The sequence below is a fragment of the Jeotgalibacillus proteolyticus genome, assembly GCF_050107735.1.
Lineage (GTDB): Bacteria > Bacillota > Bacilli > Bacillales > Jeotgalibacillaceae > Jeotgalibacillus > Jeotgalibacillus proteolyticus_A.
Genome location: NZ_JBNILO010000005.1, coordinates 230872 through 247871, shown reverse-complemented (window position 1 = coordinate 247871; position 17000 = coordinate 230872). Strand labels below are relative to the sequence as shown.

At 42.4% G+C, this 17000-nt stretch carries 20 protein-coding genes; 15 read left to right on the top strand and 5 right to left on the bottom strand.

Going from position 1 to position 17000, the window contains the following annotated elements; all coding sequences use genetic code 11:
* Positions 1-332: 332 nt before the first annotated feature.
* On the top strand, positions 333-467 hold the full coding sequence (sspN, locus tag ACQCT8_RS10445; RefSeq protein ID WP_426870839.1) for a small acid-soluble spore protein N: 135 nt from the start codon (positions 333-335) through the stop codon (positions 465-467).
* A 21-nt stretch (positions 468-488) separates the two neighbouring features.
* A complete protein-coding gene (locus tag ACQCT8_RS10440; RefSeq protein ID WP_426870837.1) occupies positions 489-710 on the top strand; it encodes a small acid-soluble spore protein Tlp in 222 nt (73 codons plus the stop codon).
* 383 nt (positions 711-1093) lie between these two features.
* Here the strand turns inward: ACQCT8_RS10440 and sspK are convergent, their stop codons facing one another.
* Positions 1094-1261: a small, acid-soluble spore protein K gene (gene sspK, locus ACQCT8_RS10435; RefSeq protein ID WP_278240917.1), complete on the bottom strand. Its 168-nt coding sequence runs from the start codon at positions 1259-1261 to the stop codon at positions 1094-1096.
* A 140-nt stretch (positions 1262-1401) separates the two neighbouring features.
* Here sspK and ACQCT8_RS10430 point away from each other — a divergent pair, with 140 nt between their 5' ends.
* Positions 1402-1536, top strand: a complete 135-nt coding sequence (locus ACQCT8_RS10430) for a YpzI family protein (protein ID WP_278240916.1) — start codon at positions 1402-1404, stop codon at positions 1534-1536.
* 43 nt (positions 1537-1579) lie between these two features.
* On the opposite strand, the gene ACQCT8_RS10425 is transcribed toward ACQCT8_RS10430, so the two are convergent.
* Positions 1580-2035 (bottom strand): DinB family protein, encoded by a 456-nt coding sequence (locus tag ACQCT8_RS10425; protein WP_426870834.1) that lies wholly within the window; start codon positions 2033-2035, stop codon positions 1580-1582.
* Between the two features lie 108 nt (positions 2036-2143).
* Between ACQCT8_RS10425 and ACQCT8_RS10420 the strand changes: the two genes are divergently transcribed.
* Entirely contained in the window at positions 2144-2590 is a 447-nt protein-coding gene (locus ACQCT8_RS10420) for a potassium channel family protein (protein ID WP_426870832.1), read from the top strand.
* A 29-nt stretch (positions 2591-2619) separates the two neighbouring features.
* Positions 2620-3432, top strand: a complete 813-nt coding sequence (locus ACQCT8_RS10415; RefSeq protein WP_426870831.1) for an MBL fold metallo-hydrolase — start codon at positions 2620-2622, stop codon at positions 3430-3432.
* Between the two features lie 279 nt (positions 3433-3711).
* Here the strand turns inward: ACQCT8_RS10415 and ACQCT8_RS10410 are convergent, their stop codons facing one another.
* On the bottom strand, positions 3712-3963 hold the full coding sequence (locus ACQCT8_RS10410; protein ID WP_426870829.1) for a GlsB/YeaQ/YmgE family stress response membrane protein: 252 nt from the start codon (positions 3961-3963) through the stop codon (positions 3712-3714).
* A 116-nt stretch (positions 3964-4079) separates the two neighbouring features.
* Between ACQCT8_RS10410 and ACQCT8_RS10405 the strand changes: the two genes are divergently transcribed.
* The 3 genes from ACQCT8_RS10405 (at position 4080) to glsA (ending at position 6156) form a co-directional block, all read left to right on the top strand.
* Positions 4080-4343, top strand: a complete 264-nt coding sequence (locus ACQCT8_RS10405; protein ID WP_426870827.1) for a hypothetical protein — start codon at positions 4080-4082, stop codon at positions 4341-4343.
* Between the two features lie 163 nt (positions 4344-4506).
* Complete coding sequence (locus ACQCT8_RS10400; RefSeq protein WP_426870825.1) at positions 4507-4920, top strand: hypothetical protein; 414 nt, start codon at positions 4507-4509, stop codon at positions 4918-4920.
* A 270-nt stretch (positions 4921-5190) separates the two neighbouring features.
* A complete protein-coding gene (glsA, locus tag ACQCT8_RS10395) occupies positions 5191-6156 on the top strand; it encodes a glutaminase A (RefSeq protein ID WP_426870823.1) in 966 nt (321 codons plus the stop codon).
* A 47-nt stretch (positions 6157-6203) separates the two neighbouring features.
* On the opposite strand, the gene ACQCT8_RS10390 is transcribed toward glsA, so the two are convergent.
* A complete protein-coding gene (locus tag ACQCT8_RS10390; RefSeq protein WP_426870821.1) occupies positions 6204-7406 on the bottom strand; it encodes a cytochrome P450 family protein in 1203 nt (400 codons plus the stop codon).
* Positions 7407-7692: 286 nt separating this feature from the next.
* Between ACQCT8_RS10390 and ACQCT8_RS10385 the strand changes: the two genes are divergently transcribed.
* Positions 7693-8901, top strand: coding sequence for a multidrug effflux MFS transporter (locus ACQCT8_RS10385; protein ID WP_426870819.1), 1209 nt, complete (start codon positions 7693-7695; stop codon positions 8899-8901).
* 58 nt (positions 8902-8959) lie between these two features.
* Here the strand turns inward: ACQCT8_RS10385 and ACQCT8_RS10380 are convergent, their stop codons facing one another.
* Positions 8960-10063, bottom strand: coding sequence for a citrate synthase/methylcitrate synthase (locus tag ACQCT8_RS10380; protein WP_426870817.1), 1104 nt, complete (start codon positions 10061-10063; stop codon positions 8960-8962).
* Positions 10064-10182: 119 nt separating this feature from the next.
* On the opposite strand from ACQCT8_RS10380, the gene ACQCT8_RS10375 reads away from it, so the two are divergent.
* The 6 genes from ACQCT8_RS10375 to ACQCT8_RS10350 all read left to right on the top strand — a co-directional run bounded on the left by ACQCT8_RS10375 (position 10183) and on the right by ACQCT8_RS10350 (position 16983).
* On the top strand, positions 10183-11061 hold the full coding sequence (locus tag ACQCT8_RS10375; protein ID WP_426870815.1) for a LysR family transcriptional regulator: 879 nt from the start codon (positions 10183-10185) through the stop codon (positions 11059-11061).
* A gap of 243 nt (positions 11062-11304) precedes the next feature.
* Positions 11305-12597, top strand: coding sequence for an ABC transporter substrate-binding protein (locus ACQCT8_RS10370; RefSeq protein WP_426870813.1), 1293 nt, complete (start codon positions 11305-11307; stop codon positions 12595-12597).
* 70 nt (positions 12598-12667) lie between these two features.
* The gene (locus ACQCT8_RS10365; RefSeq protein ID WP_426870811.1) at positions 12668-13660 is read left to right on the top strand and encodes a carbohydrate ABC transporter permease; all 993 of its coding nucleotides are present in this window, start codon (positions 12668-12670) and stop codon (positions 13658-13660) included.
* On the top strand, positions 13657-14523 hold the full coding sequence (locus ACQCT8_RS10360) for a carbohydrate ABC transporter permease (RefSeq protein ID WP_426870809.1): 867 nt from the start codon (positions 13657-13659) through the stop codon (positions 14521-14523). The genes ACQCT8_RS10365 and ACQCT8_RS10360 overlap by 4 nt, the downstream gene beginning before the upstream one ends.
* 180 nt (positions 14524-14703) lie before the next feature.
* Positions 14704-15267 (top strand): isochorismatase family cysteine hydrolase, encoded by a 564-nt coding sequence (locus ACQCT8_RS10355; protein WP_426870807.1) that lies wholly within the window; start codon positions 14704-14706, stop codon positions 15265-15267.
* A gap of 444 nt (positions 15268-15711) precedes the next feature.
* Positions 15712-16983 (top strand): ABC transporter substrate-binding protein, encoded by a 1272-nt coding sequence (locus ACQCT8_RS10350; RefSeq protein WP_426870805.1) that lies wholly within the window; start codon positions 15712-15714, stop codon positions 16981-16983.
* The last annotated feature ends 17 nt before the right edge of the window (positions 16984-17000 follow it).

Sequence of the window (17000 nt, the reverse complement as noted above, 5' to 3'; positions counted from 1 at the left end):
TTCATTTCTATTAAGATGCATGTATAGCTCCTCCTCGATATGGGCTCTAGGGTTTGCACCTGCATCATATCGGAGGGGCTATTTTTATGCAATAGCTGCGTAACTTCCTCACAGGAATAGCTCCTGCAGGACATGAAGGCAAGCTGAGACTTTGCAGGGCAGGCCCTGGAAAGGCTCAGCGCCGTCCCTGCGAAAAGCGTCCGCCTGAAGTGAAGTGAACCGGTCGTAGAGCTTGAGACACTCTTGTCCCAAGCTCTTTTTGTGTTCAGAAATTATTGCTACCTATGTTTCGTCATTAAAAGGGCATATTACACAAGTAGGGGGTGAGTCTTTTGAGTAATCCGAAGAAAAACAGCAAAGCTTTCGTACCGGAGCATCTGGGCACACAATCTAAAAATGCGGCAAAAACAAACAAAGGGAAAATGCTGGATAAAACCGGCAAAGAACCGATTGTTACAAATGGATAAAATCAATGGGGGGATCTCGATATGAATAAAGGTCAGCAGCATGAAGGGGAACACCGGGCAAAAATTAAAAAGATGCAGGAAATGCTTAACAATACCGAGCAAAATATAAAAGATACTGAATTCGCTATTGAGCATGCCGACACTGCAGCAGCCAGAGAAAAAAGAAGAGATAAAAATGCACAGCGTATGGAAGCTGTCGAAGATACACGCCGTGAAATAGAAGAAGAGCGTTCAAATCTTTAACTTTTACTGAGGGCGGGACAAAACAAAAACATTTAAAAAAACGAGGTAGTATTTGGTAAGCGGAGCTGAAGGTGGCGACTCAAGCGGGATATGACGGCAAGCTGAGACTTTATGGGGACATGCCCTGGAAAGGCTCAATCCCCGGTCCTGCGGAAAGTATCCACCTGAAACGCAGCGATCCGGTCAAAAAGGCTGAGACAGTTTTTGTCACAGTCTCTTTTTTTGGATAAAAAGAGGCTGGAACAAAACTCAAAAAAGTTTCAAAAATGCGGATATATTTATTACTAGTAGTAGGTGAGCGGAGCGGAAGGTGGCGACTCCTGCAGCGCAGCCGAACCAGTCAAAGAGCTTGAGACACTTTTGTCCCAAGCTCTGGCATTCATTTAGCTGTTGTTATCAAGCCTGCGATGTCCGGATGCTTCCATTCTTTCCTGAGGATGCGTATTGATCGTCCCGTCTGCCCGTTTAGAAGCAAATCGTGATTTTGCACGCGCCTTTCCTGCTTCACCCTTCATCGTCATTTCAGGAAAATTTTTTGCTTTGTTTCTCATGCAAATTCCTCCATTCTGAAAGTAGTAAAGCCTTCTTAGTGTGGTTGAATGGAGCAGAAATATAACCATAAAAACATGGCAATAATAATCCGAATAGCAAGGGGGCAAGAAGGAGAAAGTATAAACAGGGGGGATGCAGCATGGGAAAAGACAGACAGGAAAAAAAGCTGAAAAAGCAAAAGAAAGTACAGTCGGACCGGGACCAGGATCTACACTACCCTGGAGCGGCAGGCTCTGAAAAAGACGGCTCTAGGTCAAGAGTCATTGAAGAATAAGTAAAAAGAGCCGTTCCACAAAGTATGTGGGACGGCTCTTTTTTTAACGTGCGATAAAAAACGGGAGCTCCTTGGCACCTGTTAAACGTGCATAGGTAAACAGCTGTCCTTTGTGGTGAATCTCATGGTCTTTTCCACTTTCAAGCAATGCATAGCCTGGCATCACAGAGCCGTAAAACTCCACTTGTTTATCGAGCTGTTCATCAGAAAGCGTTTTTAAATCAGCCAGTGTTTGCTCAGTCGCAGCCTGTAAATAGTCCTGGAGATCCGTGATCGACTCAAATGTTTGATTTCCTGAAGGAGGAGTCAGCTCTCCATTTTGAACCGTTCGAACAAACATACTTGTAGAATCGGCAATATGCTGAACCAATTCAGATACAGACATCGCTTCATCCCAAGGCTTGAAATGAAGATGGTCGTTGTCAATTACTTCAACAAGTTCAATTAATGCCTGCCTGTGTGTCAGCCATCCTGCCATAAATTGATCAATTTTAGCCATGTGAAACCCTCTTTCTTTGTTTAGTTGATAAAACCAGTATATAGCAAAGAGTCTTTTTATTTCAAAAAATCTGTCCCCCACCTATGTTTTTTAATAAAAGAATCGGGAATGGAAAACATAGGGAAAGGAATGGTTTTAAGAATGGCTTCTTCCATATTAATCGGCATGACAATTGTCTACCTTCTTATTACGCTTTATTATTTTTTCACTAATAAGTCTTTTAAGGACAGCTATTTCAGTCCAGTACTGTTTTATAAACTGTTTTTCGTTCTCTTAAGTTTAACACTTGGGTTTGGTCTCTTATATTATTTGCTTTCCTTCAATGAACAGCTGTTATCGATTAATGACCCTTATGGAGACCCTGTTGAAAAGACCTTTGGCAATTTCCTTTATTTTAGTGGTGTAACGATTCTTTCTGTGGGATATGGAGACATGGTGCCTGTGGGTCCGGCACGTTTTTTCGCTCTCATTGAAGCCAGTCTTGGACTGCTGCTGCCAACTGCCTATTTTATAAAGGCATTAAGCTCTTCAAAGGATAAAGAAGAAAAGGAATAAATTATGCTGGGAAAGGGAGAGGTATACCAATGGATAAATTAATACCTGTAGTATCTGTTAAGGCAGGAGAAGAACAGGACGTCGTGTCTGATGTGTTTATGTATACGAATCAGGTGGTCAATCTCTTTTTTGTAACCCTTGATCCATCTGCCCAATCGTGGGTGCTGGTTGATGCAGGAATGCCTAAATCAGCTGAAAAGATAAAGAAAGAAGCAGAGGAACGATACGGAAAAGGGACGAAGCCTGAAGCGATCATCTTGACTCATGGCCATTTCGATCATGTGGGCGGTGTGGAGGAGCTTTCTTTAGAGTGGGGGGTGCCGGTATACGCACATTCTCTTGAGATGCCCTATCTTACCGGCAGGCAGGACTACCCTGAACCTGATCCTACAGTCGATAAAGGATTAGTTGCGAAAATGTCACCTAAACTGTTTCCTAACGAAGCGATTAATTTAGGTCAAAAAGTGCAGTCTCTTCCAGACGACGGCTCGATTCCGTTCATGCCCGAATGGAAATGGGTTCATACTCCAGGTCATACTCCCGGGCACGTTTCATTGTTTCGGGAACGGGACCGTTTTCTAATAGCTGGAGACGCATTTGTAACGGTTAAGCAGGAGTCTCTTGCGAAGGTGACGATGCAAACCCTTGAAATTCATGGACCGCCTAAATACCTCACAATGGATTTTCAGGCATCCTGGGATTCTGTGCGGGCTATAAAGAATCTAGAGCCCTCTATTGCTGTAACCGGACACGGAAAACCGATGGAAGGCCAGCAGCTAAAGGAAAACCTGCAAAAACTTGTCGATGAATTTGAAACCATCGCCATGCCGGATCGATCATAAAAATAAAGCATGTCCACACGAAAAAAAGTCGTGTGGACATGCTTATTTGTATGGCTAATGATAGCCGTTTTGTCCATTTGCAGAGCTGGAAGTTTTCCCTTTTGGTTTCTGCTTGCTGTTTTGCTTTGTCCCGCCGTCTTTATTTGCTTTATTGTGTGAGCTCAAGTAAATCCACCTCCTGCATGACTGCTTTTATTTTCCCCTCTTAAAAACAGAAGTATGCTGGTGAATGCAGGAAGCAAGCAGGACCATCTGTTTTACAAAATCTTGCCGCATTGATTATTTGTTCCTCATCGCTTTCAAAATAAAGCTTACAATCAAAATTAAAATAATCGCGCCAAGAAGTGCAGGAATAATTGCGATATCTGCAATTTCAGGTCCAAGATCGCCTAAAATCATATCACCGATCCAGGCTCCAATAATCCCCGCGATAATATTTCCAATAATGCCTCCAGGAATGTCTTTACCTAAAATCATTCCTGCGATCCAGCCAATCAAACCGCCGACAATCAGATACAAAATAAATCCCATTTGGTTCCCTCCTAACTTGTTTTTATGGTTTAGCATGTCCGTTCCCGCGGCCATTATGTATATGTACATAGATGAGCTTAAGCAGGGAAAGCTATTTGTATAAAGGGGGCAATTACATGAAATCATTAAAGAAGTTTTCTCTTGTTATAGGGTTTGTGCTGCTGTTAACGGCGTGTAATATAAATGAATTAAACGAATCAGAGAAAGAACAGCCGGGCCATCAAAAAGAAGGAAGTGCCAATATCCTTGAAAAAGACAGAGAAATCCTCGATAACCGTGATGATGGGTCGGAGATTGAAGTAGATGATGGTGGAACAGAAGCGCAAAATGATCCCTGGGATGGAATAGGCGGAAAAGAAACGGATGAAGTTAGAGAATAATCTTGCAGGCAGGGGGCTGTGACATGATGTACAGCCTTATTCCCTTCACTTGACGTTTTGTCCCGGTCGGTCTCAAATTTTTGCGATTTCAGTGTAAACAATGCTGAAAAATTGCCGACATTATAAAAAGGAACAAAAAACGCAAAAAGGGGTATGTGATCCATTGAATTATTTCTCAGCAGAAACAGTCATCCTAAACAATGAACCATCCAATCAGCTTTCTTTTCGCTATATAGGTCCTGTTCAATTAACAGATGAATTTATTCAGTTCGCTAAAGAAAACCATTTACATATTGGGTATGAAAAACAACCCTCACTCCGTTCAGCAGTACGGAAACTGATTGCAAAAAAAGAATCATCTTCCTCCTATGAAGTCCGTCTCCATGACATGGAAATTAAAGACCAGTATCGCTATCCCCATGTGATATCTGTTCAGCAGCTTATGATGGAAGAACTGATCGTCAGCTTCGCAACGCTCAATGAAGCAATTCTTCTAAAAGAGTTGATTCTTAAGGAGCTTGAAGAACTCGGTGCTGCAGTAGACGGAGGCGCTCTGGGGTTAAGTAAAACAAGTTAAAAAATGAAAGCCTCTTGGCGTGCAATAAGTAAAGCAGGGGGCTTTAAGCATCCTTTTACATTTGCTTGGCTTAACCATCTCCTGCCTTTTGGGAAGACAATTGGCAGAATGAGCATTCATCTCCCGTCAAGTTCCCCTCTTTTATAGCCTTCATTATAACCCCCTCCATATCTGATAGATTATTTCACAAATGTGAGTTATTTTAAGGCCCTTGCCCCAATGATTTTGGGTATAGATAAAGTAGGGCAAAATTAAATAAGGGGGCAGTTTATGAAGAAATTATCGAATGAATATATCGAAGAGGTAGTAAAAGCCTGCAGACCCTTTGCTTCAAGAGGGTCCGTTGTTGATCATATTCCCGGGCTGGATCAATCACATTTAACAGATCTCGGTGTAACCATTGTGACACTTGATGGAGATGTATATTCTGCAGGTGAAGATCATAACGATTTTTCATTTCAAAGCATCTCGAAAGTCATTTTGCTTTTAATGGCACTTGAGGATTTTGGCAAGGAGATTGTGTTTCAAAAAGTAGGCATGGAACCCACAGACGATTTTTTCAATTCCATATCTAATCTTGAGGATTACGAGGGGCAGCGGCCATATAATCCACTGATTAATTCAGGAGCAATCGCGACAGCCAGCATGATCAAAGGAAGTTCTGTGGAAGAGCGATTTGAAAGATGCCTGGATTTCATTCGGAAAATCATGGAGAACAAGAAAATCAGCATGAATGAAGATGTGTACGAATCAGAAGTTAAAAATGGAGCAAGAAACAGAGCGCTCGCTTATTTTATGGAGAGCACAGGGGTATTATCAAGCCAGGAATCTGACGACGCACTCGACTTATATCATCGCATCAACTCTATTGATATTAATTCACTCGCTTTAGCGAAAATGGGCTGCTTTTTATCCAATCATGGAAGATTGATCGGTGCAAAAAAACAGCTTATCCAGCCTGAACATGTCCGCACGGTAAAAGCGATTATGCTGTCGTCCGGAATGTACAACGAATCCGGATCATTTGGCGTGGAGGTAGGCTTTCCATTGAAAAGTGGTGTCTCCGGCAGTATAGTGGGTTCTGTTCCAGGTCAAATGGGGATTGGCATTATTGGACCAGCGATAAATAAAAAAGGGAACAGCGAGGCGGGAGGACAGGCGCTTCGCATTCTTTCAAGAGACCTCAAATTAAATATTTTTCATGACAGCAATGTGAAAAATGTAGATATTAAATAAGTAAACAGGCCCCTGAACCGCTTGCTGCGGAATCAGGGGCCTGTTATTTATGCCTCTAATTGAACATTTAATTCCTTGAGACCTCTTAATAAAAACTGATTAATCCACTGAGGCTGTTCCTGAGATGCCATGCGAATAGAAGGAAAAGCGGTTAAAAGTGATTCCAATGCGATTTTTCCTTCAAGTCTGGCCAGAGGTGCTCCAAGGCAAAAATGGATGCCGAAGCCAAAAGCCACATGTGCGGATGGATTTCTTGTGATATCAAAGGTATTCGCGTCCGTGAACTTCTCTTCGTCCCGGTTTGCCGAGCTTAGAGAAGCCAGCACAAAATCTCCCCGTTTAAACGTTTTTCCGTGAAACTCCATGTCTTTTTCTGACCATCTTGCTGTAGAGAAATCAACTGGACTGTAAAAACGCAGTCCTTCTTCAATCGCAGGCTCAATAAGAGAGTGATCTTTTTGAACGGCCTTTAATTGATCAGGATGCTCAAAGAGGGCATACATCGTGTTGGCGATTAAATTTACGGTTGTTTCATGACCGGCAATAATCAGGAGAACAATCATGGAGTACAACTCGTCCCGGTTTAATTTTTCCCCTTCTTCTTCCGCTTGCAGAAGCTTGGAAATCAAATCATCCTGAGGCTGCTCTTTTCGTTCCTCAAACAATCGGGATAAATACGCGATAAAGTCTTCTACATCTTCTGCAAAATTAGTCGTTAAGTTATCAGAGGCTGCCAGAATGGTATTGGACCATTTGCGGAATTTGTGGCGGTCTTTTGTGGGTACGCCAAGCATTTCACTAATAACAATAATAGGAAGAGGGAAGGCGAAATGAGTAATCAAATCAACCGGTCCATCTTGGGTTTTCAGTTCAGTGATCAGGTCATTTGCGATAGCCTGCATCCGAGGCTCCAGTGCTTTGATCGTTTTCGGATTAAAAAAAGGCTGAACAAGCTTTCTTAGCCTCGTGTGGTCAGGCGGGTCGGCATCAAGCATCATGTTCCGAAAGATTCGGATGATTTTTCCTTCGTCTCCCTCAGCTGCCGGTGTGACAAATATTTTCGATTGATCTTTAATAAAATTTGGACTTTTAAGCAATTCTTTTACTTGATCATATTTAGTAATCATCCAGGAAGTCTGACCATTTTGCTGGTTCATAGCATATACAGGATCGGTTTTGCGAAGTTGATGGTAAAACTCATAGGCACCTGTTTTAAAATTCGAAGTATAAATTGTCTCCATCGTTTCCATCTGGCATTCCCTCCTTTTTTATATCTGTTCAAAGTATAAGGGATAGAAGAACATGCATCAAACAAAATATGGTAATAGAGGAAGCGGAAGCAAGGAAATCAATGTTTACTGACCGGGAACTTTTCTGTTCCAAATTGAGCATAGAACGTGCATTTTTCAAAAGTTAGGAGGATAATAGCGTACGAATTACTGTATTTATTAAACTGAAAATCATTTAACGAACCTGACAGCAGTCACTGACTGACAGCCAGGACTATTTGTTTTTCTATAAGAAAGGTCGCTATATATGAATCTATTATCCGGAAGAAAACGCCTGCAGCTTGCTTTTTTGCTTGGAACGTTAGGAGCCCTTGGACCTCTCACGATCGATATGTACCTGCCGGCGTTCCCCATGATCGCACAGGAGCTGCACTCCAGTGCCTCGGCTGTTCAATTAAGCTTAACTGCCTGTTTGCTTGGTCTTGGTCTTGGCCAGCTGGTGATGGGGCCATTAAGTGATGTGCACGGTCGGAAAAAGCCGTTGATCATTGGGTTGATCTCATTCTTGCTTGCTTCCCTGCTCATTTCCTTTTCACCGAATATCTACTTTTTAATTGGGGTGCGCTTTCTCCAAGGATTCTCCGCGGCTGCAGGGATTGTTATTTCACGCGCCATTGTGAGGGATATGTTCAGTGGAAGAGAATTAACCAAATTTTTCTCTCTTCTTATGCTCATTAGTAACCTCGCACCAATCTTAGCGCCAATTGCCGGTGCCGGAGTGCTTTCTTTTACAAACTGGCAGGGTGTATTTGTCCTCCTTGCTGTCATTGGACTCGTTTTAACAAGCACCATCTTTATCCGGTTTGAAGAAACCCTGCCTGTTGCAGAACGTGTGCCGAGTAATATCGGCCAGACCTTAAAGAATTTCAAATCTCTGCTTACAGACCGCCAGTTTGCAGGCTATGCCCTTGCCCAGGGACTTATGATTGCTGGTGTATTTGCTTACGTCTCAGGAACTCCGTTTGTTTACCAGAATGTGTACGGGTTCTCGGATACACAATTTAGTTTTCTGTTCGGAATCAATGGATTTGGCCTGATCATCGGCACCCAGCTCGTTGGCCGCCTGTCCCATGTTATAACAGAAAAAACCTTCTTGCTGATTGGTCTTTCCCAGGCCTTTATCGTGAGTACCGCTCTGGTTTTTGCTGTGCTTTTAAATGGACCATTTATTTCACTGGCCATCCCGCTGTTCTTTTTCGTCATGTCAATTGGGATCGTATCCACTTCCAGCTTTTCACTCGCCATGCAGACGCAGGGACATATTGCGGGCAGTGCATCAGCGCTTTTAGGGCTGCTGCCATTTCTGCTCGGGTCTATTACAGCCCCGCTTGTGGGAATTGCCGGTGAACAAACGGCAGTTCCAATGGGCTTTATTATGTTTACCACCAGCACACTTGCTTTGCTGTCCTATTTTGGCCTTGCTAGAAGAGGAGAAAAGCTGAGAAAGGCTTCATAGCGGGGGTTTAGGAGTTGAGTTAGTGCTTTACAGTACAAAAGGGGCCTGGCCCCTTTTGTCAGCTAAAGGGAACAGCCCCGGTGTAAAGTGATTGTGGACGGAAGATGCGGTTGTTTTCGGATTGCTCGATAATGTTGGCTGTCCATCCGACCATTCGGCTCGCTGTGAAGGTAGGGGTAAATAATTCAGGCGGCAGGTCGACTGCTTTTAAGATGGCAGCAGCATAGAATTCCACATTTGTGTAGAGCTTTCTGCCGGGCTTGTAGTGATCAAGCAGACGGAGGGCGGTTTCTTCTACGAAATAGGCAAGATCAAGCCATGGATCTTCTCCTGCCAGCTGTTTGGTCATTTCTTTTAACGCTTCAGACCTTGGATCCGTTGTTTTATAAACACGGTGGCCAAACCCCATCAGTTTTTCACGGTTTTCAAGCTTTTCTTTGATCCAGACTTCTGCTCTTTCTTTTGTCTGAATCTCATGAAGCATTTGCGTTACTTCACTTGGGGCACCTCCGTGCAAAGGACCCTTCATTGCGCCAATTGCTCCAGCTGCACCTGAGATCAGGTCTGATTCAGTGGAGGCAATCACTCTTGAAGCAAAAGTGGAGGCGTTCATGCCGTGCTCCATTGTCAGGATGCTGTATGCGGTCAAAGCCTTCTCGTGCGTGTCCGTTGGTTTTTTGCCATGAAGCATAGTTAAATAGTTTGCGATGTGGTGAAGGGAAGGGTCCGGTTTAATGGGCTCTTCCTTTTTTAAATGGGCCATTCTTGCTGTAATGATGGTTGGAACCACTGCTGTAGCTGCAATCGCCTGGTCAACGGTTGGCGGCCATGAGAAAAAAGAGCTCTCAAGTGCGGATACGCAAGTTCGGATGACACTCATCATCGACATTTCCCGTGGAAGCGCTTGTAAGATGCTGCTGACATGAGAGGGCAAAATCCGGTAATGGCGAAACTTTTCCTGGATTTTGAGAAGACTGTCCGCATCAGGCAGGCGGCCATACCAGAGCAAGTGGCATACTTCTTCAAAAGAGCACTGCAAGGAAAGCTTATTTGCCTCATGCCCCCTGTAAATTAATCGGCCATTTTGCCCGTCAACCAGGCTGATGGCTGTATCGGTTGCGATCACTCCTTCGAGCCCTCTACTCCATTTTTCATTGTTCATTGAACACACTCCTTTTTTATCTGATTAAAATAACCGTAACGTTTTTGAGTGATTATTAATAATAGTAAATTAATGAGATAATGATTAAAAAACATAATCAATGAATGGGAGGTTTCTCTATGAATATAAGCTGGTTAAGAACTTTTATTACTGCAGCTTCTTGTGAAAATTTCCATAAGACGGCAGAGCTATTATATTTATCTCAGCCAACGGTCTCGGTCCACATTAAACAGCTTGAAAAAGAAACAGGAATCCGGCTGTTTCAACGTAAAGGAAGAGTGGTGCGTTTAACTCCGGCAGGAAATACGTTTTTACATCATGCAAAATCGATTGTACTGGAGGTTGAAAAGGGACAAATGAAAATGGAGCAATTCCGGCAGGGGTATAAGAAGACCCTGACGCTTGCCGTTTCTCCACTTATCGCTTCTGTGTATTTGCCGTATTGGGTACATGTATTTATGAAGGAACATCCTCAGGTTGAAGTGATGATTAACGTGGTGGAATCGAATCTCATCAGTGAAGAGATTGAAAAAGGAAGGGCGGATCTGGGTTTGTCCAGACAGGAAACAAGCCTCCTGGGACTGACATGTGAAAAATTATACAGCGAACCCCTCGCAGTCATCGTTCCTCATGACGGGGGTGAAAGAGAGAACGCCGCTCCTCTTGAACTGGAGGAGATTATAGAAGACTACTATCTCATCACACATAATCATCCGGAATACTGGGAGGAGGTATTGCTGAAAATGAAAAGCCTTCATCCCTTCATAAGAACGATGAAAATCTCTCAGGTTCATGTTACAAAACGTTTTATTGAGGAAGGAATCGGTTTTTCGGTCCTGCCCCGATCGATTGTGCGACGTGAGCTGGTGGAAGGAAGAGTGCTTGAAGTGTTCGTGGAAAAAGAGCTGAATTTACCTCTTTCAGCCACTTATTTAGTTCAAAGAGACGGGATGCAAGAGGGAGATTCATTTGTACAGGTGTTGAAAAGATTAATTTAGAATATAAAAACAGTAGATTAGTACTGCTTCTTATTTTTACCCATATTATAGAAAATAATAAAGTAATATTACTTTAGAATCATCCTTTTAAAGGATTATATTAGGTCTAAAGAATTTGTTTAAATATAAATCTTTGTGAGTGACTGTCATTATTGTAGAAATTTACAAAATATGAGGTTTAGAAGGAGAAGAAGGGAGGTAATGTTACCTGATAGATTAATTACATATAAAGGAGAAAACAACATGCTCACAGTTGCAAAAAGAAGCGTCATCTTAGTTTTGATCTGTTTATTGGCAGCGGGATGCAGCAATGAAGACAGCGGGTCTTCGCAGGCAGCAGATGGCAAAGTGGAGTTGGATTTTTGGACGTTCTGGGGGTCTGAAACAAGAAGACCGATTATTGAAAAAATGATTGATGACTACAATGAATCCCAGGATGAGGTTTTTGTAAAACATACGTATTTACCGTGGGGAGATATTTGGACGAAGAATCTGGCATCGATTGCAGCAGGAAACCCTGCAGATGTCATTGTAAATGATATAAATTCTGTTGCCCAAAGAGCGGAAGCCAATCAGGTAACAGAATTAACTGACTATGTGGAAGAGGATTATCTGGAGCAGTTTTATCCGAATCTAGCAGAAACCGTTTTAGTCGATGAAAAACTGTATGCAGTGCCTTTTAATACAGATACCAGGGTTCTTTTTTACAATAAAACGGCTTTTGAAGAAGTTGGACTTGACCCTGAACAGCCTCCTGAAACGTGGGCAGAACTTGAAGAATATGCGCAGAAACTGGATAAAAAGAATGGGGATCGATATGAGCGGATCGGCTTTTACCCGCTATGGGGAAGCTATGGAGCAGATTCCTGGATGACAAATGCAGACGGGGGCAATGGTTTTATTGAAAATGGAGAAGTAACGGTCGATACGGATAAAAAAGTAGAAGCACTGGAATGGGTAGCTTCCTGGAAAGAAAGGTATGGCGCACAGACCATTGATGCTTTTACAGCAGAATTTGGCAGTGAGCAAGCAAATCCTTTTATTAATGGAAAAGTAGCGATGTGGGTCGATGTTGGCACATTCTATACGCAAATACGTGATTTTGGAAATGGAATGGATGTTGGAGTTGTACCAATTCCGGCCTTTGATGAATCCGCTGATAATTGGAGTACGGGTGGAGGCTTTGTAGTAGAAGTGCCTGAAGGCTCAGAGCACCCCGAAGAAGCCATGGATTTTATTAATTACTTAACAGGCGAAGAAGCACAAAAATATTGGGCTTCTGAAAACTATGACAATGTGGCAAATGTTGCAGGTTCTGAAGCGGCGGAAGAGGAGCTAGAAGGACAGGAAAAAGAAGTGTTTACCTTTTTAAATGAAAACCTGGACTCGACTAAGCTTTACCCGATGCCGGTTGCGTATCCGGACTACATGAGTCAGATTAATCCATTAATTGACAGTGTCATGCTTGGAGAGCTTGAACCGGCTGAAGCGCTTGAGCAGGGACAAGCTGCTGTGGAAAACAGTAAAAGAGAATAGGAATGGATGAACGAAAAGAAAGGGTCGATACCTTTCTTTTTCGTTATTTTTTGGATAAGGGGGGCTATGATTGAGAGCAAATAAAACGGGTGCTGCAGGAAAAACGCTTGTTGATGAAATGCAGCCGGCTAAACTCAGTTTAATTAAAGGCAAAAGACAAAAGCCGATGCGAAGCAAAAAAGAAAATTTAATTGGTTATTTATTTATCAGCCCCTGGCTTATCGGCTTTTTTGGATTAACATTGGGGCCGATGCTATTTTCTTTATATGCAAGTTTCACAAATTACAATATTACCTCACGGATGGACTTTATTGGACTGGCAAATTATAAACGAATGTTTCAGGTGGATGCCCTATTTACGACTTCTTTATGGAATACCATTTATTATGTTGCTTTTACCGTGCCTCTTACAACGGCAGGGGCCATATTAATTGCTGTTCTTTTGAATCAGAAGGTTAAGGGAATGAATGTCTTTCGGACAATCTATTATCTTCCTGCTGTATTGTCAGGTGTAGGAGTTTATTTTTTGTGGATGCAAATGCTCAGTCCGTCTACCGGGCTTGTGAATACAGTGTTGGCATGGTTTGGAATAGCAGGGCCTGCATGGCTGTTTGATCCCGAGTGGACAAAACCTGCACTGATCTTGATGAAAATGTGGAGTGTGGGGGGCGGAATGCTGCTGTATCTTGCAAGTCTGCAGGGTGTGTCAAAGCAAATGTATGAAGCAGCGCTTTTGGATGGGGCCAATGTATTTCATCGATTCTTTTACATAACCCTTCCGATGATTACTCCTATTATTTTCTTTGATATTGTGACCAGCACCATCGGATCGTTTCAAATTTTTCAGGAAGCATATGTTATGAGCCAAAGTGGAGACGGCGGACCTGCAAATTCCCTGTTATTTTATAATCTTCATATGTGGAATAACGCGTTTGAACTGTTTGATATGGGCTATGCTTCTGCGATGGCATGGGTTTTATTCCTCATCGTCCTCGTAATGACAGTGTTTCATTTATACCTCAGTAAAAAATGGGTGTATTACGAAGGAGGGGACAGGCGGTGACGCGGAGGAAGGCAAAATGGTATGAAACAAAAAAATTCAGGGTTTCTTTTAAAGCATGGATTATCACATTTGTTTTACTTGCGGGAAGTTTATTAGTCCTCCTGCCGCTTTGGTGGATGATATCGACTTCTTTAAAGTCGCCTGAGGAAATTGCTCAGTATCCGCCGACATTCTTTCCGAGTGAATTCCGATTTTCAAATTATATTGAGGCCTGGCAGACGGCTCCTTTTACCAGATGGGCGTTAAATACGCTGTTTATTGCGACAATGGGAATGATCGGAGCTGTACTTGTTAATTCTCTTGTAGCTTATGCTTTCGCAAAGATACGATTTAAAGGGAAAAATCTCTGGTTTGTTATTATTTTGGCGACGATGCTGATTCCGGGTTTTGTAACATTGGTTCCCCAATATATTCTATTTTCAAAGCTTGGATGGGTAAATACGTATCTTCCCTTAATTGTTCCTGCATTTTTTGGAAGTGCATTTTTTATCTTCCTTCTCCGGCAATTTATGATGTCGATTCCAAATGAGCTGATGGAAGCAGCTATACTTGATGGTGCCAGCCATTTGCAAATCTGGTGGCATATCATGATTCCTTTGACGAAGCCAGCTCTGATTACGGTCGCGATTTTTTCTTTTAACGGTGCATGGAATGATCTTTTAGGTCCGCTGCTTTATCTAAATGATGAAAGGATGTACACCTTGCAAATTGGTCTGCAGACCTTCAGAGGAACCGTTCAGACGCAGTGGAATTATTTGATGGCGATGTCCGTCACTGTGCTTCTTCCGGTTATTGCATTATTTTTCTTTTTCCAGCGGTATTTTATAGAAGGCTCCAATTTGAGCTCAGGTACAAAGGGATAGGGATAGATCGGCGGGTTCTACTTCTCATTTATAGCAGGCACTTAGAACGGGATGCTCCTCTATAAAAAGATAGAACCATAAAAAGTTCATTGCAATTCCCAAAAAATGTCCATAAATCGTTTTATAAAATGGTATTTAGAGGAATAGTATACTAAATGGTTTTTTAAGGAGTGTTGGATTATGAGCCGTTCTAATACAGCGATGCTGATTATAGATATGATGAATAAAATGGATTTTGAGGGCGGAGAGGACTTGCTGAAGCACAGCATTCCGATGGTTGACCGTCTGGCTGCTTTAAAGGAAAGGGTTGAAGAGAAGGAAATTCCTATTATCTATGTGAATGATAATTTTGGCCAATGGCAGGACAATGCCGGAAATATTATAGAAGAGTGCATGAAGAACCCAGGTAAAGAGGTGGTCGAAAAAATACTGCCCGAGGAAAACGACTATTTTATCATTAAGCCCAAGCACTCAGGATTTTTTGGAACCCAGCTTGATATCCTGCTTCACCAATTGGGGATTGACAATCTTATTTTAACCGGCATTGCCGGAGATATTTGTGTGCTGTTTACAGCTAATGATGCGTATATGAGAGAGTATAATCTCTATGTTCCGAAGGATTGCATGGCATCGGAGAAAGAAAGTGACAATGAAAACGCCATTCAGATCATTAAGCGTTCTTTGATGGCGGACACGACTGCGAGCACGGAACTTGATCTGGAATCCTTCGTCACAAAAAAATGAGATATTGGATTACTATAAAAGATAGAAGCAGCGCTAATGACTAAAAACCAGAGGGCTGGGACATATCTCGAAAAAGTTTAGTAAAGAGGCATTATCTATACCGGTCAAAAGCCTGAGACACGTTGTCCCAGGCTTTTTTTGTATGATTAAAAACGAGCAGATTGAGCAGTGGATCGTCTAAGATGAGTTTCCATAGTTTCATTACGAGGTATGAAAAGAGCCTGAAACGAATGGATGAAAATCATTATTTATTTAGGATTATATTAAGCTTAGGAAACCGTTTACCTAAATATTTTAAAAAAGTAGTTGATTTCATTATATAATACGCTATAATGATCATAAGTAAGCGCTTACCCTAATATAATCAAGTAGAACAACAAAAATTTTTTGTCTATTAGGGTAATCGCTTACTTAAAACTAAAGTATAAAATTAGGGGGATGGAAATGAAAAAGATTCTTGGAACGGTGGCAATGTCTGCAGCTGTGCTTGGATTGATGGGGTGTGCTGAAGATCGTTCATCAGGAGGCAGTGGGGAAGACAGTGATGAGCTGAATTTTTGGGTATTTGGAGCGACCAATTATGAAGAACTGGCAGCCCAGTATATGGAGGAAAATCCTGATGTGAAAATTAAAGTAAATTTCACTGAAATGGGAGATTTGCACAATAACCTGTTTACAGCTGTCTCTTCAAACTCCGGTGCACCAGATATTACGATGATAGAAGTTAGTGAGATTTCCAGATTTCTGGATGCGCAGGATCGTTTCCATAACTTATATGAGTTTGGGGCGGATGAAGTAAAAGGGGATTACCTGGATTGGAAATGGAATATAGCAGAGAGTACAGACGGTGAATTCTTAATGGGTCTTCCTACAGATATTGGCCCATCCGTTATGTATTATCGTAAAGATGTGTTTGAAGAAGCAGGTCTTCCTACAGAGCCGGAAGAAGTACAGCCGCTTGTAAGTGATTGGGAAGGATTTGAAGAAACAGCGAAAATTATTCATGATAAAACTGGAAAAATGATGGTTGATACACCTGAAACACTTTTTGCAGCGAAAAGAGATCAGGCGCCGGAACAGTATTTCAACACAGAGGATGAGTTGATTATTGAGGACTCTCCACACGTAAAACAGGCGTACGATGACACAGCAAAAATGATTCAAGAGGACTTGGTTGGTGAAAATGCAATGTGGACGCCTGAATGGGGCAACGCAATGGCTGAAGGAAGCTATGGTGCTTTGCTGGCTCCTGCCTGGATGGTGGCGAGCATTAAAGGGAATGCGCCTGATGCTTCTGGCGACTGGGGAATTGTTCAAATGCCTGAGCGTGCCGGCAACTGGGGTGGTTCTTACATCGCGATCCCTAAAGAATCTGATCAGCCGGAAGAAGCCTACGAATTTGTTGAGTGGCTTGTAGCACCGGAAAGACAGCTTGAATCCTTTAAGGAAAGCGGAATGTTTCCATCTGCGCCGGAAGTATACGAAGATGAAGAATTTGCAAATACATCTGACGAGTACTTTGGCGGTCTAAATACAGCCGAAATCTTTGCTGAAGCAGCAGAATCAGTTGAACCAATCTATATGGGTAAAAATTATTCCATTGTACATCAGGAATTAATGACAGCGCTGACAAATGTGGCGAGTGAAGGAACGGATCCTCAAGAGGAGTGGGATGCAGCGGTTGAACGCATCAAATCCCAGCTTGAGCGTCAATAAAGCATGGACTGAAGATC

Coding starts and splice junctions, on each gene's coding strand:
- ACQCT8_RS10390 (WP_426870821.1), bottom strand. CDS start 7,406: ATGGAAACGATGGAGACAATTTATACTTCGAATTTTAAAACAGGTGCC.
- ACQCT8_RS10375 (WP_426870815.1), top strand. CDS start 10,183: ATGAATATAAGCTGGTTAAGAACTTTTATTACTGCAGCTTCTTGTGAA.
- sspK (WP_278240917.1), bottom strand. CDS start 1,261: ATGAGAAACAAAGCAAAAAATTTTCCTGAAATGACGATGAAGGGTGAA.
- ACQCT8_RS10415 (WP_426870831.1), top strand. CDS start 2,620: ATGGATAAATTAATACCTGTAGTATCTGTTAAGGCAGGAGAAGAACAG.
- ACQCT8_RS10440 (WP_426870837.1), top strand. CDS start 489: ATGAATAAAGGTCAGCAGCATGAAGGGGAACACCGGGCAAAAATTAAA.
- ACQCT8_RS10355 (WP_426870807.1), top strand. CDS start 14,704: ATGAGCCGTTCTAATACAGCGATGCTGATTATAGATATGATGAATAAA.
- ACQCT8_RS10425 (WP_426870834.1), bottom strand. CDS start 2,035: ATGGCTAAAATTGATCAATTTATGGCAGGATGGCTGACACACAGGCAG.
- ACQCT8_RS10350 (WP_426870805.1), top strand. CDS start 15,712: ATGAAAAAGATTCTTGGAACGGTGGCAATGTCTGCAGCTGTGCTTGGA.
- ACQCT8_RS10420 (WP_426870832.1), top strand. CDS start 2,144: ATGGAAAACATAGGGAAAGGAATGGTTTTAAGAATGGCTTCTTCCATA.
- ACQCT8_RS10385 (WP_426870819.1), top strand. CDS start 7,693: ATGAATCTATTATCCGGAAGAAAACGCCTGCAGCTTGCTTTTTTGCTT.
- ACQCT8_RS10370 (WP_426870813.1), top strand. CDS start 11,305: ATGCTCACAGTTGCAAAAAGAAGCGTCATCTTAGTTTTGATCTGTTTA.
- ACQCT8_RS10410 (WP_426870829.1), bottom strand. CDS start 3,963: ATGGGATTTATTTTGTATCTGATTGTCGGCGGTTTGATTGGCTGGATC.
- ACQCT8_RS10405 (WP_426870827.1), top strand. CDS start 4,080: ATGAAATCATTAAAGAAGTTTTCTCTTGTTATAGGGTTTGTGCTGCTG.
- ACQCT8_RS10430 (WP_278240916.1), top strand. CDS start 1,402: ATGGGAAAAGACAGACAGGAAAAAAAGCTGAAAAAGCAAAAGAAAGTA.
- glsA (WP_426870823.1), top strand. CDS start 5,191: ATGAAGAAATTATCGAATGAATATATCGAAGAGGTAGTAAAAGCCTGC.
- ACQCT8_RS10380 (WP_426870817.1), bottom strand. CDS start 10,063: ATGAACAATGAAAAATGGAGTAGAGGGCTCGAAGGAGTGATCGCAACC.